This window comes from Cupriavidus taiwanensis, assembly GCF_900250075.1.
Classification (GTDB): domain Bacteria; phylum Pseudomonadota; class Gammaproteobacteria; order Burkholderiales; family Burkholderiaceae; genus Cupriavidus; species Cupriavidus taiwanensis_C.
In genome coordinates this window covers 1,767,651-1,783,620 of record NZ_LT977070.1, presented here as the reverse complement: position 1 = coordinate 1,783,620, position 15,970 = coordinate 1,767,651, and the positions used below count along the sequence as shown (strand labels likewise).

15 protein-coding genes and 2 pseudogenes are annotated in these 15,970 nt (G+C 66.1%); 4 read left to right on the top strand and 13 right to left on the bottom strand.

From position 1 onward, the window contains the following. Window positions 1-4: 4 nt before the first annotated feature. Window positions 5-2,140 carry a polyphosphate kinase 1 gene (ppk1, locus tag CBM2588_RS08310; RefSeq protein WP_231942120.1) on the bottom strand — a complete coding sequence of 712 codons (2,136 nt, stop codon included), beginning with the start codon at window positions 2,138-2,140 and terminating at the stop codon, window positions 5-7. Window positions 2,141-2,276: 136 nt separating this feature from the next. Beyond that, window positions 2,277-3,227: a GlxA family transcriptional regulator gene (locus CBM2588_RS08305; protein WP_115680123.1), complete on the bottom strand. Its 951-nt coding sequence runs from the start codon at window positions 3,225-3,227 to the stop codon at window positions 2,277-2,279. Window positions 3,228-3,401: 174 nt separating this feature from the next. On the opposite strand from CBM2588_RS08305, the gene CBM2588_RS08300 reads away from it, so the two are divergent. Both CBM2588_RS08300 and CBM2588_RS08295 read left to right on the top strand, forming a co-directional pair. Next, window positions 3,402-4,205, top strand: a complete 804-nt coding sequence (locus tag CBM2588_RS08300) for an SDR family NAD(P)-dependent oxidoreductase (RefSeq protein WP_115680122.1) — start codon at window positions 3,402-3,404, stop codon at window positions 4,203-4,205. A 99-nt stretch (window positions 4,206-4,304) separates the two neighbouring features. Next, window positions 4,305-4,526 carry a DUF2798 domain-containing protein gene (locus CBM2588_RS08295; protein WP_115680121.1) on the top strand — a complete coding sequence of 74 codons (222 nt, stop codon included), beginning with the start codon at window positions 4,305-4,307 and terminating at the stop codon, window positions 4,524-4,526. A 143-nt stretch (window positions 4,527-4,669) separates the two neighbouring features. Here CBM2588_RS08295 and CBM2588_RS08290 read toward each other — a convergent pair whose 3' ends face one another. From CBM2588_RS08290 to CBM2588_RS08270, 5 genes and pseudogenes are all read right to left on the bottom strand, one after another. Beyond that, on the bottom strand, window positions 4,670-4,888 hold the full coding sequence (locus CBM2588_RS08290; protein WP_231942169.1) for a hypothetical protein: 219 nt from the start codon (window positions 4,886-4,888) through the stop codon (window positions 4,670-4,672). A gap of 153 nt (window positions 4,889-5,041) precedes the next feature. Continuing rightward, window positions 5,042-5,614, bottom strand: a pseudogene (locus CBM2588_RS08285) (hypothetical protein); the annotation flags it as partial. A gap of 31 nt (window positions 5,615-5,645) precedes the next feature. Beyond that, window positions 5,646-6,119, bottom strand: a complete 474-nt coding sequence (locus tag CBM2588_RS08280) for a MaoC family dehydratase (protein WP_115680119.1) — start codon at window positions 6,117-6,119, stop codon at window positions 5,646-5,648. A 70-nt stretch (window positions 6,120-6,189) separates the two neighbouring features. Beyond that, on the bottom strand, window positions 6,190-7,377 hold the full coding sequence (locus CBM2588_RS08275; RefSeq protein ID WP_115680118.1) for a thiolase family protein: 1,188 nt from the start codon (window positions 7,375-7,377) through the stop codon (window positions 6,190-6,192). Between the two features lie 126 nt (window positions 7,378-7,503). Then, window positions 7,504-7,992: a winged helix-turn-helix transcriptional regulator gene (locus tag CBM2588_RS08270; RefSeq protein WP_115680117.1), complete on the bottom strand. Its 489-nt coding sequence runs from the start codon at window positions 7,990-7,992 to the stop codon at window positions 7,504-7,506. 240 nt (window positions 7,993-8,232) lie between these two features. Between CBM2588_RS08270 and CBM2588_RS08265 the strand changes: the two genes are divergently transcribed. Further along, complete coding sequence (locus tag CBM2588_RS08265) at window positions 8,233-9,009, top strand: enoyl-CoA hydratase (RefSeq protein WP_115680116.1); 777 nt, start codon at window positions 8,233-8,235, stop codon at window positions 9,007-9,009. A 32-nt stretch (window positions 9,010-9,041) separates the two neighbouring features. Here CBM2588_RS08265 and CBM2588_RS08260 read toward each other — a convergent pair whose 3' ends face one another. The 6 genes and pseudogenes from CBM2588_RS08260 to CBM2588_RS08235 all read right to left on the bottom strand — a co-directional run. Then, window positions 9,042-9,476 carry a MarR family winged helix-turn-helix transcriptional regulator gene (locus tag CBM2588_RS08260; protein WP_115680115.1) on the bottom strand — a complete coding sequence of 145 codons (435 nt, stop codon included), beginning with the start codon at window positions 9,474-9,476 and terminating at the stop codon, window positions 9,042-9,044. Window positions 9,477-9,787: 311 nt separating this feature from the next. After that, window positions 9,788-10,840: an alpha/beta fold hydrolase gene (locus CBM2588_RS08255; protein ID WP_115680113.1), complete on the bottom strand. Its 1,053-nt coding sequence runs from the start codon at window positions 10,838-10,840 to the stop codon at window positions 9,788-9,790. Between the two features lie 143 nt (window positions 10,841-10,983). After that, window positions 10,984-11,199, bottom strand: a complete 216-nt coding sequence (locus CBM2588_RS08250; RefSeq protein WP_115680112.1) for a hypothetical protein — start codon at window positions 11,197-11,199, stop codon at window positions 10,984-10,986. A gap of 13 nt (window positions 11,200-11,212) precedes the next feature. Further along, the gene (locus tag CBM2588_RS08245; protein ID WP_115680111.1) at window positions 11,213-12,817 is read right to left on the bottom strand and encodes a DHA2 family efflux MFS transporter permease subunit; all 1,605 of its coding nucleotides are present in this window, start codon (window positions 12,815-12,817) and stop codon (window positions 11,213-11,215) included. After that, window positions 12,817-13,923 (bottom strand): HlyD family secretion protein, encoded by a 1,107-nt coding sequence (locus CBM2588_RS08240; protein ID WP_115680110.1) that lies wholly within the window; start codon window positions 13,921-13,923, stop codon window positions 12,817-12,819. The genes CBM2588_RS08245 and CBM2588_RS08240 overlap by 1 nt, the downstream gene beginning before the upstream one ends. Before the next feature lie 96 nt (window positions 13,924-14,019). Next, window positions 14,020-14,337, bottom strand: a pseudogene (locus tag CBM2588_RS08235) (winged helix-turn-helix transcriptional regulator); the annotation flags it as partial. 121 nt (window positions 14,338-14,458) lie between these two features. Here CBM2588_RS08235 and CBM2588_RS08230 point away from each other — a divergent pair. Further along, window positions 14,459-15,937: an efflux transporter outer membrane subunit gene (locus CBM2588_RS08230; protein ID WP_115680108.1), complete on the top strand. Its 1,479-nt coding sequence runs from the start codon at window positions 14,459-14,461 to the stop codon at window positions 15,935-15,937. Window positions 15,938-15,970 lie beyond the last annotated feature (33 nt).

Below are 15,970 nucleotides of genomic sequence, written 5' to 3'. Positions count from 1 at the left end.
GCACTCAGGTCAGTGCAGCCAGCAGCATGCGCTGCGCCGACTCGCCGTCCGGCACGGGCGGGCGCTCATAGTTTCCTTCAGGCGTCATCATCCACGCTTCGCACCGATCGGACAGGTACGGCTCGAGGCCCTCGGAGAAGACGCGCTCCTTCAAGCGGGGATCGAGCACCGGAAAACTTATTTCGATGCGACGCGACAGGCTTCGTTCCATCCACTCCCCGCTCGACAGCATGACCTTGTCGGCGCCGCCGTCGTGGAAGCAGAAAATGCGCGAGTGCTCGAGAAACCGGCCCATCACCGATTTCACCGTGATGTGCTCGGACAGTCCGGCGACACCCGGACGCAGCGCGCACGCGCCCCGCACGATCAGGTCGATGCGCACCCCCTGGCCTGACGCGTCGTACAGCGCCTGGATCAGCTCGGGCTCGAGCAGCGCATTCATCTTGGCGATGATGCGCCCCTTGCGCCCGGCCCGGGCGTGTTCGGCCTCGCCCCGGATCGCCGCCAGCAGCTGCTGCTTCAGCGTAAACGGCGATTGCCAGACATGGGTCATGCTTTGCGTCTGGCCACGGCCGGTCAGCTGGCTAAAGACCTGGGCCACGTCCTGGGTCAGCGCTTCATCGCAGGTCAGCAAGCCGAAATCCGTATAGCTGCGCGAGGTCTCGTGATGATAGTTGCCGGTGCCGAGATGCACATAGCGCCTGAGCCTTCCGTCCTCGCGCCGCACCACCATCAGGATCTTGGCGTGCGCCTTGAAGCCGACCACGCCGTAGACCACATGCGCCCCCACTTCCTCTAGTTGCCCCGCCCAGCCGATGTTGGCCTCTTCGTCGAAGCGCGCCATCAACTCGACCACGGCCGTGACCTCCTTGCCGTTGCGCGCGGCCTCGATCAGCGACGACAGCAGCGCCGAGTCATGCCCGGCCCGATACACCGTCTGGCTGATCGCCACCACATCCGGATCCTGCGCCGCCTGCCTGACGAAATCGACCACCGGCGCAAACGACTGGAACGGATGGTGCAGCAGGATGTCGCCATCGCGCATGGCGCGGAAGACATCGGGCTGGTCCCGCAGCGCCTTGGGCAAGCCCGGCCGGAACGGCGGGTATTTCAGGTCCGGCCGGTCGACCTGGTCCGGCACCTGCATCAGGCGGACCAGGTTGACCGGACCGTTGACCGCGAACACCTCGGCGGGTGCGAGGCCAAACTGCTCCTGCAGGAACGCGGTCATGGCGCGCGGGCAGTTGTCGGCCACCTCGAGCCGCACCGCATCGCCGAGGTGCCGGTGCGGCAGTTCGCCCTGCAGCGCCTCGCGCAGGTTCTTGACCTCTTCCTCGTCGACAAACAGCTCGCTGTTGCGGGTAACCCGGAACTGGTAGCAGCCGCGCACCGTCATGCCGCTGAACAGCTCGCCGACGTGGGCATGCAGGATCGAAGACAGGAACACGAAGCCGTGTTCGCATCCGGCAACCTGCGCTGGCAGCGCGATCACGCGCGGCAGCGCCCTGGGCGCCTGCACAATGGCATTGCCGGAGCTGCGGCCGAACGCATCCTTGCCCTCGAGCTCAACGGCGAAGTTCAGGCTCTTGTTCAGCACGCGCGGAAACGGATGCGCCGGATCCAGCCTGATTGGCGTCAGGACCGGCATCAGCTCGGCAAAGAAGAACTCGCGAATCCAGTCTTGCTGCGCGGCATTCCACGATGGCCGCCGCAGGAAGCAAATCTGCTCCTGGGCCATGGCGGGAATCAGCACGTCATTGAACAGCCGGTACTGTTGACCGACCAGCTCGCGCACGCGCTGGTTGACCGCGGCGTAAACGGCCTGCGGCGTCAGCCCGTCCGGGCCGACCACCGGCGACGACAGCACGCACTGCTCCTTCAACCCCGCCACGCGGATCTCATAGAACTCATCCAGGTTGCTGCTGAAGGTGCACAGCGCACGCAGGCGCTCGAGCAGCGGCATGGCAGGATCGGCCGCCTGCTGCAGGACTCGCTCAAAGAACGCCAGCTGGCTGAGTTCGCGATTGATATAGAGCGCGTTGCCGTTGGACACCGTAGCCGCATCCGCCAGGTCGCCCGGCTGGCCCTCCCCGCGCGGGGCCGGCGGCTCGTCATGCATAACGCTGGGGTCGTGTTTCATGATGCCGTGCCAAGAGAAGCTGTTTTCAGATTCTAGCTGGCGTATTGCGCATACCGGCGCGATTCCGCTTCCGGCGTCGGCGAAGGACGCCCTGCTCCGGAACACGCATATCCAGCCAATGTGACGCCTGCACCAGCTAGGCCGTCTGCAAGGCGCCACCCCGCGCCATGCGGCGGATCGCCTGCGGCGGTTGCCCGAACGCCCGCAGGAAGGCCCGCCGCATGCGCTCGGCGTCGCCAAAGCCGGTATCCCGGGCAACCACGTCGATGGGATGACGTCCGCTTTCCATCATCAGCCGCGCCGCCTCCACGCGCAGGCGCTCCACGGCTTTGGCCGGGCTTTGCCCGGTTTCGTCGCGGAATGCGCGCGAGAACTGGCGGGCGCTGAGGTGCGCGGCATTCGCCAGCTGCTCCACCGACAGGTCCTGCTGCAGGTTCTGCCGGGCGAAATCGAGCGCGCCGCGAATGCGATCGGAGCGCGGCTCCAGGTCCAGCAGCGCCGAAAATTGCGACTGGCCGCCGGCGCGGCGATGGTAAACCACCAGGCTCTTGGCCACGCCGCGCGCGACGGCGGCGCCCGCGTCCTTCTCCACCAGTGCCAGCGCGAGGTCGATGCAGGCCGACATCCCGGCCGAGGTCCAGACCGGACCGTCGATGATGAAGATGCGGTCCTCCTCCACGCTGACATCCGGGAAGCGGCGCCGCAGCTCCTCGGCGTAATACCAGTGCGTGGTGGCACGGCGGCCGGCCAGCAAGCCCGCCTCGGCCAGGGTGAAGGCGCCGGTACACGTGGCGCCTATCCGCCGCGACGTGCGCGCCGCGCGCTGCAGGAACTTCACCAGCGCCGGCGGCGCGGGCATGACGTCATTGTCTCCCACCACCAGGACGGTATCGAAGCGACGCCGGCCAAACGGTTCGGTACTGACGGCAAAGCCCCCGGAACTCGCCACGGGGCCGCCATGTTCGGACAGCAGGTGGACCTGGTACAGCGGCTCGCCAAGCGCCCGGTTGGCGAACTCGAGCACTGTCGACACCGCAAGGTTCAGCGCCTGGAAGCCGGGATAGAGGGCTAGGGCCACATGGTGCATGGCGAACTCCTGGTGGCGGCGGAAGGCACATTTCCGCCGCGGCATAAAAAGTGGGATCTACGACATTGTTGCCATCGCCATTGTGCACCTAATCTTCGATGCACGCAGCGGCGATACGCATCGCCGGCTGCCACGGACCTTCTCACTGCCTTCCCACTGTTATGGAGCTTCAACGTGACAACGCACACTTACGCTGGCACCGCCCTGATCACCGGGGCGTCTTCGGGCATCGGCGCCATCTACGCGGATCGGCTCGCGCGCCGCGGCCATGACCTGATCCTGGTGGCGCGCAACCGCGGCCGGCTCGAGACCCTGGCACGGCGGATCACCGACCAGACCGGGCGTTCCGTCGAGATCGTGACCGCCGACCTGGGCCAGGCGGCCGAGGTACGGCGCGTCGAGAACATCCTGAGGACGGACGCCAGCATCACCACGCTAGTCAACAACGCGGGCTTCGGCGGCGCATTGCCCTTGCTGGCGTCGGATGTGGACACGATGCAGGCGATGATCGAACTCAACGTCACGGCGCTGACTCGCCTCACCTACGCCGCAGCGCCGGCCTTCGTGGCGCGGGGCCAGGGCACGATCATCAATATTGCGTCGATCGTCGCGATCGCGCCCGAGGTGCTGAACGGCGTATACGGCGGCTCCAAGGCCTTTGTGCTGGCCTTTACCCAGTCACTGCAGCATGAGCTTGCCGGCCACGGCGTGCGCGTCCAGGCGGTGCTGCCGGGGGCAACCCGCACGGCGTTCTGGGACGTTGCCGGGCAGCCTGTCGAGAATCTGCCGCAAGCGCTGGTGATGGACGGCGACGACCTGGTCGATGCGGCACTGGCAGGGCTGGACCAGGGCGAGGTGATCACCATTCCGTCGCTGCCGGAAGCCGCTGACTGGCAGGCATTCGAAGCGGCTCGCGCCGTGCTGGGCCCCAACCTTTCGCGCGCGCAGCCCGCCGCGCGGTACGGCGTGGACCGGTAAGCGTACGCGTCCGGAGCGCCCGCACGCCTGCGCCCTGTCGGCCGGGCGTGCGGCATCCGCGTACGACCCGCACGGCATGTCTAGGAAATGGAAGTCGCCATGAACGTAGAACTGAAACGGAAAATCGCTTTCGCGCTGTCGATGGGCGTGATCACCACGGGGATCATCTCGTTCGCCCTGCTTGCGCTCAATATCGGATTCACCGAGGATTTTGCGCCGACCTGGCTGCGCTCGTGGGGCCTCGGCTATGTCATCGTCATTCCGGCCATCCTCGTGGTCGGGCCGCGCCTGCAAGCCCAGGTCGAGCGCTGGGTCCGCTGATGCCCGGGTCCGGGGGACACCGGCCGCGATACGGCGCGGTTGTCGCAGAAGCTAGATAGAGGCTCGCCGACGACTACCCCTCGTCATGACGGCCGCCGAGGTTTTGTGCGGGGCACAATCCTGCTCTCGCGATCCCCCGCCGCTCAATATTTGATGTCCCGGCTGGTCTGCCGTCCTTGCTGCTTGGTCTGGTGCTTGTCCTGGCGGCATTGGGCGTTGCTTTGCTGATTGGCGGCCCGGCAATCCTGTTTTGTGTCTCGTGCGTCCTGTCTCGTGTCCTGTCGGACGTCGCGGGCCTGCCGGCGCTGCTGCGCCTGCTCCGTGGCGCTGGCCACGCCCGAAAGCGCGGCCACAACGGCCATAACTGTCAACGTGCTGGTCTGGAGCCGTCGTGCAGACATAATCTCACCTCCCCAGAATAATGCCCGGGCTTGTGAATCAGATTAGGAAATAACGGCTGTTCTCAGCAATCCCTAATTTAGCCGGTCAACAGTTGTCGCGTTTCGCCATAGCGCCTATTCGGGGCAGACTGTATCGCGTCGCGCACCCTGCTCTCGCACTTCGTCGGTGACTCGCGCAACAAATTTCCGCACGCACCCAGCCCTGTCAGCTGGAGCGCGCACAGGATCGTTGCACGATAAGGCAGCTGCCGGTTCCCATCCCCCGCCGAGCGCCTTGAACGCAGCCACGGCGGCGCGCGCCGATTCGGTCTGTGCCTGTGCCCTTGCGTCGGACGTCCGCAGAAGACTCTCGTCAGCATGGAGGACCTCGATCAGGCGGACAACGCCTTTCTGGTAGGCGGCAAGCGAGGCATTGCGCGCCTGGATCAGCGAAGTCTCGCCTTGCGCCAGGGTGCCTGCCTGTTCTTCACGCTTGACCAGCGCGGAGAACGCATTCTCGGCCTGCGTCGCAGCAGGTCCGCCGGCGAACCCGTACCGGCGATCTGCGGTGCCGCGGGAATCATCCCAGCACCGCCGAGTTCGGCGCGGTATGTGCCCGGCGGAACACCAAAGCATCACGTCCAGCGCGTTCAACGCCGCATCGAGTCCTGCCTCCAGCACCGGGACGGTGGCGCTGACCTGGGCCAGCCCATGGCTCCTGCACCGAGCACAAGAATCTTCATGACGCCTCCGTCTGCGCGGCGGCCGCGGGGCGCCGCTGCACGATCAGATTGCCGGTAAAAACCTGCACCGGCTCGTCGGCCTGGTTGAAGGTTGTGGTACGCACCTTCACGATGCCCTGGTCGGGGCGCGATTTTGAAATCCGCACGTCCAGTATCTCGCTCTCGATATGCAATTCATCGCCAGGGCGCACTGGCTTTGGCCAGCGCAGCTCCTCGAAGCCCGCGCCGACGATGCCGCCGGCGGGCCGGAATTGGCCATCGACCAGCAAGCGCATGGTCAACGCCGCGGTATGCCAGCCGCTCGCCGCCAGTCCACGAAACAGCGTGTCTCGCGCAGCGGCTTCATCAAGATGGAAGGGCTGCGGATCGAACTCGGCAGCAAAGGTCTTGATCCTTTCAGGCTCGACGGTCAACCGCCCCGAACCGTACTTCTGGCCCGCCGCCAGATCCTCGATGTATTGAATATTCATGCTTTGCTCCTCCATGTGGTTTGGCGCTGCCCTCACCGACCGAGGCTCGCCAGGTATGAAGACAGACGCTTCAGGCCAGCGCCTCGAACGCGAGCGCAATCCCTTGTCCGCCGCCGATGCACAGCGTGACGATGCCGCGCCGGATGCCGTCGGCGCGCATGGCATGCAGCAGGCGCGTCGTCAGCACCGCGCCGGTCGCACCGATCGGATGGCCGTGGGCGATGGCACCACCGTCGACATTGATGATGTCGTGGGGCAATCCAAGCTCGGCGGCGACAGCCAGCGGCACCGCGGCGAACGCTTCATTGATCTCGATGCGCTCAATGTCGCCCAGCTTCCAGCCGGCACGTTGCAGCGCCTGCCGCACCGCCGGCACCGGGCCCAGCCCGAACATGCCAGGCTCCACGGCCCCAACGCCATAGGCGGCCAGTCGCCCCAGGGGCTCCAGGCCCCTGGCATCAGCCACCGAGCGTTCGGCAACGATCATGGCTGCTGCGCCGCTGTTGAGCCCGGGCGCATTGCCGGCGGTAATCGTGCCGTCCTGGCGAAACGCCGGCTTGAGTCGGCCGAGCGCATCGAGGCTGGTATCGGGGCGGTTGGCTTCGTCGACTTCGAACATGGTGGTACCGCCCTTCCCCTTGATGGCCACCCCGGCGATCTGCCCGGTGAAGCGCCCGTTCGCCTGCGCCAGCGCGAAGTTACGCTGCGAGCGCTCGGCCCAGCGATCCTGGGCCTCGCGGGATAGCGCGTAGCGGGCGACAAGGTCCTCGGTATGCCATCCGGAATGCTGACCGGAGAAGGCGTCCAGCAGGCCGTCGTGCAGCATGCTGTCGTGCAGGGCGGCATCTCCCATGCGTTGCCCCCAGCGGCCGGTCGGCATCAGGTATGGGGCGCGATCCATGTTCTCCATGCCGCCGGCAATCGCGATATCGACATAGCCCAGCCGCACCTCGTCCGCCGCCGTGGCGATGGCCTGCGCCCCCGAACCGCAAACGCGGTTGACTGTCATCGCCGGAACCGCAACCGGCAGGCCCGCCTCGATGGCAGCCTGGCGGGCCGGGTTCATGCGGTTGCCCGCCTGGATCACATTGCCGAATACCACGCTGCCGACCAGCCCCGGATCAATGCCCGCACGCTCCACGGTTGCGCGGATTGCCGCCGCGCCAAGACCGGTTGCCGGAATGGCCTTCAATGAGCCGTTGTAGGCGCCGATGGCGGTCCGTACCGGCTGGCATAGCACGACATCTCTTGCGTTCATCGTATTCTCCCTGCTTCATCGCAATATCAAGCGTCCGCACCGCACTTCAGTTGGGACGCCATGTGGCATGCGGCCGCTAGCCGGCCTGAAAGGCTCAATGGGTACTGATTGCCCGGGAGATGCCGCTCAGGCTTCAGCCGAGCGGGACAGCCGCCGACGCACACCGTCGCTGGCGGCGGGGCCGGGGGCAATGTGATAGTCGGCATCGGTGATCGGGCGGCCGGTGGCCGGGTCGACCAGCACGGGCTCCACGCGCAGGCCGGTGCGCCGGTTCGCCAACTGGACGCTTTCGCCTTCGGGCGCGAGATGCTTGTTGCCCCACGCCAGCATGGCCAGCAGGACCTGGCGGAAATCGCGCCCGCGCTCGGTCAGGATGTATTCGGAACGGGGCGGCCGGTCACAGTACTGGCGACGCTCCAGCATCCCTTCTTCAACAAGCGAGTTGAGGCGCCGCGTGAGCATATTGGGCGCGATATCCAGGTTTTGCTGGAACTCATCGAATCGGGTCACGCCGTAAAAGGCTTCGCGCAGAATCAATACGCTCCAGCTGTCGGCAACGCGTGCCGCAGTCCGTGCGATCGGGCACGGCGTTTCACCAAGTGGCTTCCTCTGCATGACTGGGATCCTCGGAAAATCGAGTTGCTATTGATTTGAAAGTTAGTCTAGAGTAGTCACTATCACCATGCAAGCTCGTTTTTTATCCGTGCTGAACCCGTCGCCGCTGACCTCCAGGACCAAATAACAGCATTGCCCAGTCGGCCCGTTTACTTCGCACGCGAATTATTTATATACTTCGCATGCGAACCTAACTTCAGTGCCGTACGGCACCATGCAACTCTCACTGGAGACCGACCCATGACCCCGGAAATCCGCGTTGACCTCAGCGGCGGCGTGCTGTCCATCACGCTCGCCCGGCCGGACAAGAAGAATGCCTTGACCAACGAGATGTACGGCGCACTCGCCGACGCGATCGAGCAGGCACAGCAGGACCCGGCCATTCGGGTATTGCTGTTGCAGGGAGACGGGGACAGTTTTACGGCCGGCAATGATCTCGGCGAATTTGCCGCGATGGCCGCGGGAAACGGCCCCGGTGAACGTCACGTGCATCGCTTTCTGCGCGCCCTTGCGAATTCGATCGTGCCGATTGTCGCCGCCGTCAATGGCAAGGCCGTCGGCGTCGGGACCACCATGCTGCTGCATTGCGATTACGTCGTGCTCGGCCAGGACGCGCAACTGATCACGCCTTTCATCAATCTCGCCCTCGTTCCCGAAGCGGCTTCAAGTTACCTGCTCCCCTTGCGGATCGGACACGTCAGGGCCTTCGAGATGTTCGCGCTGGGCGAGCCGCTTGATGCGCAAACCGCCGTCGCATGGGGCATCGCGAACAAGGTCTGCGCCAATGACCAGCTGAGGGCGGACGCGCGTCGGATGGCAGAGAAAATTGCCGCCAGGCCGGCTGGCTCCCTGAGCGCAATGAAGCAGCTCATGCGCGATGCGGAAAAACTGGTTTCGCAGATGCAAAGCGAAAGCACCAGATTCGAGGAGCGGCTGGTCAGCGCTGAAGCCAGGGAAGCCTTCTCAGCCTTCGCCGAAAAGCGCAAACCAGACTTCAGCAGGATTGCCGGACAGTAAACCGGTTGAGTCGGTTTTCAGCCGCACTGAGGCTACACCTCGCCCTCGTCGGCTGCCGGAAATTTTGTCTGCAGGCTGGTCAGCCAGCGCGCCACCACGTCGATCTCGGCTTCAGTGAAACCTTCGGTCAGCCTGGTATTCAGTACTTTCGTGCTTGCCTTGGAACGCTGGCGCGCCAGGCGCCCCGCCTCTGTCAACCATAGGCGCGAGGCACGGCGGTCGTACTCATCCGGCCGGCGCTCGACCAGGCCGGCCCTTTCGGTCCGGTCGGCCAGGCCGCTCATCCCGGGCGCGCCCAGGTCCAGCGCCGTGGCGGCCTCGCTCATCAGCGCGCCATCATTCCTGCCCAGAAAGAAAAGGAGCCCGGCCTGGGCCGAAGTCACACCACCTGCGGCGGTGCGCGCTTGTATCCAACGGTGCAGGCGGCGCTGGCCCACATTCAGGAGATAGACGAGGCGATGTTCCATGTCTGGGCGGACCATGAAGGATGAGATTTTATTCGCGTGCGAATATTATCATGCGCGGTCGAGGCCCAGGCAGGTTGCGGATGCCGTCTACGCTGCCGCGGTGCATCAGGCGAAATAGCAGCTGGCCTGATTCCGCGTTCGCCGTTGCCTTACGGCGAGACGTCCCCGCTTGCCACCCGCTTCTCCGCGCGCATGGGCCGGGGCATGCCGGACCATGCGCAGCGATGGCCTGCGCCACCCAGCTCCGATACCAGCGCCGACAGCGTCACGGCAGCCAGTATCAGCCACCTGCGCATTGCGCAGCGCATGTGTCAGGGCCTGTCAATATCGAGCACCGCCTGCGCAAAGGCGGTAGGCGCTTCCTGCGGCGGGTTGTGGCCAATCCCGCCGGTCAGGTTCCGGTGCTCGTACCTGCCCGTAAACTTGCTGGCATAGGCGCTGGGCTCGGGATGCGGCGCGCCATTGGCATCGCCCTCGATGGTGATGGTGGGCACGCTGATGGTGGGCGCCGTGGCGAGCCGCTTCTCGAACTCGTCGAACTTCGCTTCGCCGCTAGCCAGGCCCTGCCTCCAGCGGTAATTGTGAATGGTGATGTCGACGTGGTCGGGATTCGCGAACGCGGCGGCACTGCGCGCGAACGTCGCATCATCGAACTGCCATTGCGGCGACGCCAGCTTCCAGATCAGCCTCGCGAACTGGTTGGTGTATTTCTGGTAACCGGCACGGCCCCGATCCGTGGAGAAATAGAACTGGTACCACCACTGGAGTTCGGCTTCAGGCGGCAGCGGCTGCTTGCCCGCCGCCTGGCTGCCGATCAGGTAGCCGCTGACCGCAACCAGCCCCCTGCAGCGGTCCGGCCAGAGCGCCGCCATGATGTCGGCGGTGCGCGCGCCCCAGTCAAAGCCGGCCACGACGGCGTTGCGGATGTTCAGCGCGTCCATCAGCGCGATCATGTCGGCGGCGATGGCCACGGGCTGCCCGTTGCGCAGCGTGTCGGCAGACAGGAAGGTCGTCGAGCCAAAGCCTCGCAGGTGGGGAATGATCACCCGGTAGCCGCGGGCCGCCAGCAGCGGCGCCACGTCGACAAAGCTATGGATATCGTAGGGCCAGCCGTGCAGCAGCAGCGCGACCGGCCCGGTGGCAGGGCCGGCCTCGGCGTAGCCGACATTCAGCACGCCGGCGTTGATCTGCTTGATCGGCGCGAAGCTGGTATGGGTGCCCGGCGTGGTGCGGGGCAGCGGCGGCGCTTTCGACACACCGGTCGGTGCAGGGGCGGCCTGCGACAGGCCGAACGGTGCAGCTGCCAGCGTCATTGCCGCGGCACTCAGAAAGCCACGGCGAGGTATATCAACGGTCTTCGACATTTGCTTCTCCTGTTGGCGTCATCAATGTGAGCGTGAGTCTAGGAGGCCACGGTAAGCGGCATGTGTCGGGATTTCGGCGGCTTTGTATCGCTGTGTAGAAGTCCATGATTGCGACACACGCAGATACAAAGCCGGCCGAAGGCTCAAACGAGCCGGCCGTCGAATCCATCGGACTTGTCCAATCGCCCGCCTTGCAGCATGGGCCTGCTACCTTCATCGGGCAACTTGCAATAGGCATTGGCCGCACGGGCGCAGGCCACACCGGTGTCGCGCGGGCGCTCTCCCGCATGCACCGCGGTGGCGCTGCTGCCCGTGATCAGCGCGACGGACAGGAGCCATTTGAATGGACTGAGTTCCATGGTCGCTCCCAGATCAATGCGCGTCTGCAGACGGCGCCTTGGGCGGGGCCACCTTGCGCATCAGCGGCACCATCGCGGTGGCGATCGCGAAGCAGACCAGGATCATCAGGAAGATGTCGCCAAAGGTCTGGGTCTGCGCCTCGCGCCATGCCAGCCCCCACAATTGCCGCAGCGCCGCGGTCTGCGCATCGAGTGCATCGTGCCCGGCCGCCATGAACTCGCTGGCGATCCCCTGCAGCATGCCGCCCATGGCTTCATTGCGAATGTTCAGGTGTTCCGCCTCGCGCAGGAAGTGCAGGTTGCCCCGGTTGTTGAGCGCGGTCGCGCAGGCCGCGATGCCGATCGCGCCGCCCAGGTTGCGCATCAGGTTGAACAGCCCCGACGCCAGCTTGAGCCGCTCCGGCGGCAGGCTGCCCAGCGTCAGCGTTACCGTCGGCGCCACCGCGAACTGCTGCGCCATGCCGCGCAGCGCCTGCGGCAACAGCAGCTGCGCCGCACCCCAGTCATGCGTGATGGGCGCGAAGTACCACATCGATACCGCGAACAGTCCAAGCCCGACCATCATCAGCCAGCGCAGGTCGACCCGGTTGGCCAGGAAGGCATAGAGCGGGATCGATGCCATCTGGAACACGCCGGTGGAAAACACCGCCAGCCCGATGTCCAGCGCGCTGAAGCCGCGCACCCGCCCCAGGAACAGCGGCGTCAAGTAGATGGTGGCAAAGATGCCGATGCCGGTGACAAAGGAGAAGAAGCAGCCGAGCGCGAAGTTGCGGTCCTTGAGCGCGCGCAGGTCCACCAAGGGGTTGGCATAGGTCAGCGTGCGCCAGATGAAGGCCACGCCCGACAGGCCGGAGATCCAGCCGGTGGCCAGGATCACGTCATCCCCGAACCAGTCCCAGCGCGGCCCTTCTTCCAGGGTGTATTCGAGGCAGCCCAGGAACAGCGCCATCAGCCCCATGCCCAGGTAGTCGGCACCGCGCAGCAGCGACCAGTTGGGCCGGTCGACCTTGACCATCAGCGGCACCGCGATGGTGACGAAGATGCCTGGCACCAGGTTGATGAAGAACAGCCAGTGCCAGGAGAAGTTGTCGGTGATCCAGCCGCCGATGGTGGGCCCCAGCGTCGGCGCCAGCGAAGCCAGCCCACCGACGGTGGCGGCGGCGATGACACGCTGCGGGCCGACGAAGAAGGCAAAGGCCGTGGTAAACACCATCGGGATCATCGAACCGCCCAGGAAACCTTGCAAGGCGCGGAACACGATCATGCTGTTGATGTCCCATGCCACCCCGCACAGCAGGCTGGTTACCGTAAAGCCCGCCGCCGAGGCGGCGAACAGCCAGCGTGTCGACATGACGCGCGAAAGCCACCCGGACAAGGGAATGACGATGATCTCGGCGATCAGGTAGCTGGTCTGCACCCAGACGGTCTCATCGGCGCCGGCCGAGAGCGCGCCGCCGATATCGCGCAATGACGCCGATACGATCTGAATATCCAGCAAAGCGATAAACATACCCACGCACATGGTGCCGAAGGCAAACACCTTGGCGCTGGTGGACATCGCCTCCGGCGTGTCCAGGGGTGGCGCGGCAGCGGGAGTGGCCAGGCTGGTGGTAGTCATCACCGCACCTGCTTGCCGGGCAACGTATTGACCTGCGCGATGACCGACAGGCCCGGACGCAGCACGCCAAGCCGGGCATCCGCCTCATCCAGGCGGATCCGCACCGGCACGCGCTGAACGATCTTGGTGAAGTTGCCGGTGGCATTCTCCGGCGGCAACACGCTGAACTGCGCGCCGGTGGCCGGCGCCAGGCTGGCCACATGGCCATGGAAGACTCGTCCCGGCAGGACATCGGCTTCTATCTCTACCGGCATGCCGGGGCGCATGTGCGCCAGCTGTCCTTCCTTGAAATTGGCGTCCACCCACAAGCCGCTGGCCGGCACGATCGACAGCAACTGGGTGCCGGCGCCGGCAAAGGCGCCGACGCGGGCCCGCCGGTTGCCCACGGTGCCATCAACCGGCGCGCGCAACTCGGTGTAGCCCAGGTTCAGCTTCGCGATGTCGCGCTCAGCAATGGCCTGTGCCAGCGCTGCCTGGGCCTGCTGCTTCTGCGTGCCGATGACTTCCAGCTGGCGCTGCGCGGCCAGCAGCGAGGCGCGCGCCTTGTCGCCATTGGCCTGCGCCTGCTTGTAATCCGAGTCGGCCTTTTGCGAGCTCTGGATCGAGACCGCCGCCTTTGCCACCAGGCTGGCGTAGCGCGCCTGGTCGTCACGCGCCCGCACGGTGTCCGCATTGGCCGCCGCCATGCCGGCCCTGGCCTGGGCAATCACCGCCTCCTGCAAGTGCGCGGTGGCATCGAGGTTGGCGAGCAGTGCCTGCTGCGCAGCGACCGCGCCCTCGGCCTTGGCCAGTGCGGCGCGGTAGTCGCGGTCGTCGATGCGGACCAGCAAGTCGCCAGCATGGACGGTCTGGTTGTCCGCCACCGCCACTTCCGCGATGTAGCCACCGACCTTGGCGCCGATCACCGTGACATCGCCGCCGACGTAGGCGTCGTCGGTAGCCTGCAGGAAGCGGGCGGACGTCCACCAGTGGTAGCCATAGCCGATCCCGGCCAGCCCGGCGACAGCCAGCACGCCCGTCGCCAGCAGGCGTTTGGCGCTGGGCCTGGATTTCGACGCGGGAACAGGTTCGGTACCCGCCCGTTCAGTCAGTGTGTTGCTGCTCATGGCACTTCCTTTCTGTTTTCGGGATGTAGCGAGGGTTCAGGGGGATTCTTGTCAGGCTCAGCCGGGCGCTTAGCCGCCGGGGGTGCCCGGTGGCCCAGGCGCGAGATGCTTGCTGCCCCAGGCCAGCATGGCCAGCAAGACCGGGCGGAAGTCGTGGCCGCGCTCGGTCAGGATGTACTCCGACCGGGGCGGCCGATCGCAGTAGCGGCGTCGCTCCAGCATGCCTTCCTCGACCAGCGAGTTGAGGCGGCGGGTCAGCATGTTGGGAGCGATGCCCAGGTTCTGCTGGAACGCATCGAAGCGCGTCACGCCGTGGAAGGCTTCACGCAGGATCAACACGCTCCAGTGGTCGCCAACGCGGGCGAGCGTGCGGGCAATCGGGCAGAGGGTTTCACCAGGTGGGTCTTTCAGCATGATCAGCGCCTCGAAAAACCAGTTGCTATCAATTTGAAAGTTAGTCTAGAGTAGTAACTATCATCATGCAAGTTAGTTTTTAGCTTGTGTCTTATTCGTCATTGCCTGAGAGGTGCCCGTCATGCCGCAAAGTCCATCCCGCCCGCCGCTCCAGCCCATCCGCGCCGGTATCGCGCGCCTGGTGCCGACCCTGCTCGCGGCGAGCGTCGCAGTCAGCCTGGCCGCCTGCGCCGTCGGCCCCGACTACCGCACGCCCGCCTCGGACATGCCCGCGGCCTATCCGCATGGTGCGGCGCTGGAAGCCCGGGAAGCCACGCAGCCCGCGCCGTCACTGGACAGCTGGTGGCTGGGCTTTGACGATCCCGCGCTGACGCGCGTCATCCAGCGTGCGCTGGAGCAGAACCTAGACCTCGCGGCTGCCATTTCCCGGGTTGACCAGGCCCGCGCCGCGGCCCGCCACGCCGGCGCCGAACTGCTGCCACGGGCAGCGCTGTCCGCAAGCGCAAGCAAGCAGCGCCAGTCGCTGGAGGGTCCCTTGGGCAGCCTCGGCAAAAACGCCCCGGGCTTTGAGCGCAACACGACGCTGTACACCGCGGGCGTGGGGGCCAGCTGGGAGATCGACGTGGCCGGCGGCCTGCGGCGCGGCGCGGAGGCTGCCAGCGCGGAAGCCCAGGCCGCCGAAGCCGACCACATGGGCGTGCGCGTGCTGGTGGCCGCGGAGGCGGCCGATGCCTACTTCCGCGTGCGCGGCGCGCAGCAACGCATCGCCATCGCGCAGCAGCAGGTGCGGACCAATGCCAGGTTGCTTGAACTGGTGCAGCTTCGGCTGGCCGATGGCATCGGCGCCGAGCGGGAGCGGGCCCAGGCAGAGGCGCAGGTCGCGCAGACCCGCGTGACGATCCCGCCGCTGCAGATTGAACTGGAGACACAGCTGAATCGCCTGGATGTATTGATGGGCGCGCATCCGGGCACCTATGCAGCCGAACTCCTGACGCCGACCGAGCTCGGCGCCGTGCCGCAGATCGCCGTGGCGCAGAGTCCGGCCACCCTGCTGCAGCGCCGCCCCGACGTGATTGCCGCGGAGCGCCGGCTGGCGGCATCCAGCGCCCGCATCGGCGTGGCAACCGCCGAGTACTACCCGAAGCTGTCGCTGTCAGCGCTGCTCGGCTTCGAGAGCCTCTCCGCCGGCAAGCTGTTCACGGCGTCGGCCTTCCAGCCTGCGGCCATCGCGGGGCTGCGCTGGCGGCTGTTCGACTTCGGCAGGGTGGACGCAGAGGTGGCGCAGGCCAAAGGCGCCAATGCCGAGGCCCTGGCCACCTATCGCAAGGCCATGCTGCGCGCCACCGAGGACGTGGAGAACGCAATCATTGCCCTGACCCAGCTGGAATTGCAGCGCAAGGAGCTGGCCGTGGAAGTGGCGGCCCACGCCCGCGCACGCGGCGCCGCCGAAGACGCCTACAAGGGCGGCGCGGTCAGCCTGTTCGAAGTGCTGGAAGAAGACCGCCTGCTGCTGGCCGCGCGCGACCAGCAGGCACGTGTGGGCGCCGACAATGCCCGTGCCGCGGTGGCAACGTTCCGTGCCCTGGGGGGCGGCTGGTAGGGCGGCTGGTAGGGCGGCTGGTAGCGCGACTGG

Excerpts from the sequence above, each read along its gene's own strand:
- CBM2588_RS08270 (WP_115680117.1), bottom strand. The coding sequence starts at position 7,992 with ATGCAGAGGAAGCCACTTGGTGAAACGCCGTGCCCGATCGCACGGACT.
- CBM2588_RS08280 (WP_115680119.1), bottom strand. The coding sequence starts at position 6,119 with ATGAATATTCAATACATCGAGGATCTGGCGGCGGGCCAGAAGTACGGT.
- CBM2588_RS08265 (WP_115680116.1), top strand. The coding sequence starts at position 8,233 with ATGACCCCGGAAATCCGCGTTGACCTCAGCGGCGGCGTGCTGTCCATC.
- ppk1 (WP_231942120.1), bottom strand. The coding sequence starts at position 2,140 with ATGAAACACGACCCCAGCGTTATGCATGACGAGCCGCCGGCCCCGCGC.
- CBM2588_RS08260 (WP_115680115.1), bottom strand. The coding sequence starts at position 9,476 with ATGGAACATCGCCTCGTCTATCTCCTGAATGTGGGCCAGCGCCGCCTG.
- CBM2588_RS08230 (WP_115680108.1), top strand. The coding sequence starts at position 14,459 with ATGCCGCAAAGTCCATCCCGCCCGCCGCTCCAGCCCATCCGCGCCGGT.
- CBM2588_RS08245 (WP_115680111.1), bottom strand. The coding sequence starts at position 12,817 with ATGACTACCACCAGCCTGGCCACTCCCGCTGCCGCGCCACCCCTGGAC.
- CBM2588_RS08255 (WP_115680113.1), bottom strand. The coding sequence starts at position 10,840 with ATGTCGAAGACCGTTGATATACCTCGCCGTGGCTTTCTGAGTGCCGCG.
- CBM2588_RS08240 (WP_115680110.1), bottom strand. The coding sequence starts at position 13,923 with ATGAGCAGCAACACACTGACTGAACGGGCGGGTACCGAACCTGTTCCC.
- CBM2588_RS08275 (WP_115680118.1), bottom strand. The coding sequence starts at position 7,377 with ATGAACGCAAGAGATGTCGTGCTATGCCAGCCGGTACGGACCGCCATC.
- CBM2588_RS08290 (WP_231942169.1), bottom strand. The coding sequence starts at position 4,888 with ATGGCCGTTGTGGCCGCGCTTTCGGGCGTGGCCAGCGCCACGGAGCAG.
- CBM2588_RS08305 (WP_115680123.1), bottom strand. The coding sequence starts at position 3,227 with ATGCACCATGTGGCCCTAGCCCTCTATCCCGGCTTCCAGGCGCTGAAC.
- CBM2588_RS08250 (WP_115680112.1), bottom strand. The coding sequence starts at position 11,199 with ATGGAACTCAGTCCATTCAAATGGCTCCTGTCCGTCGCGCTGATCACG.
- CBM2588_RS08295 (WP_115680121.1), top strand. The coding sequence starts at position 4,305 with ATGAACGTAGAACTGAAACGGAAAATCGCTTTCGCGCTGTCGATGGGC.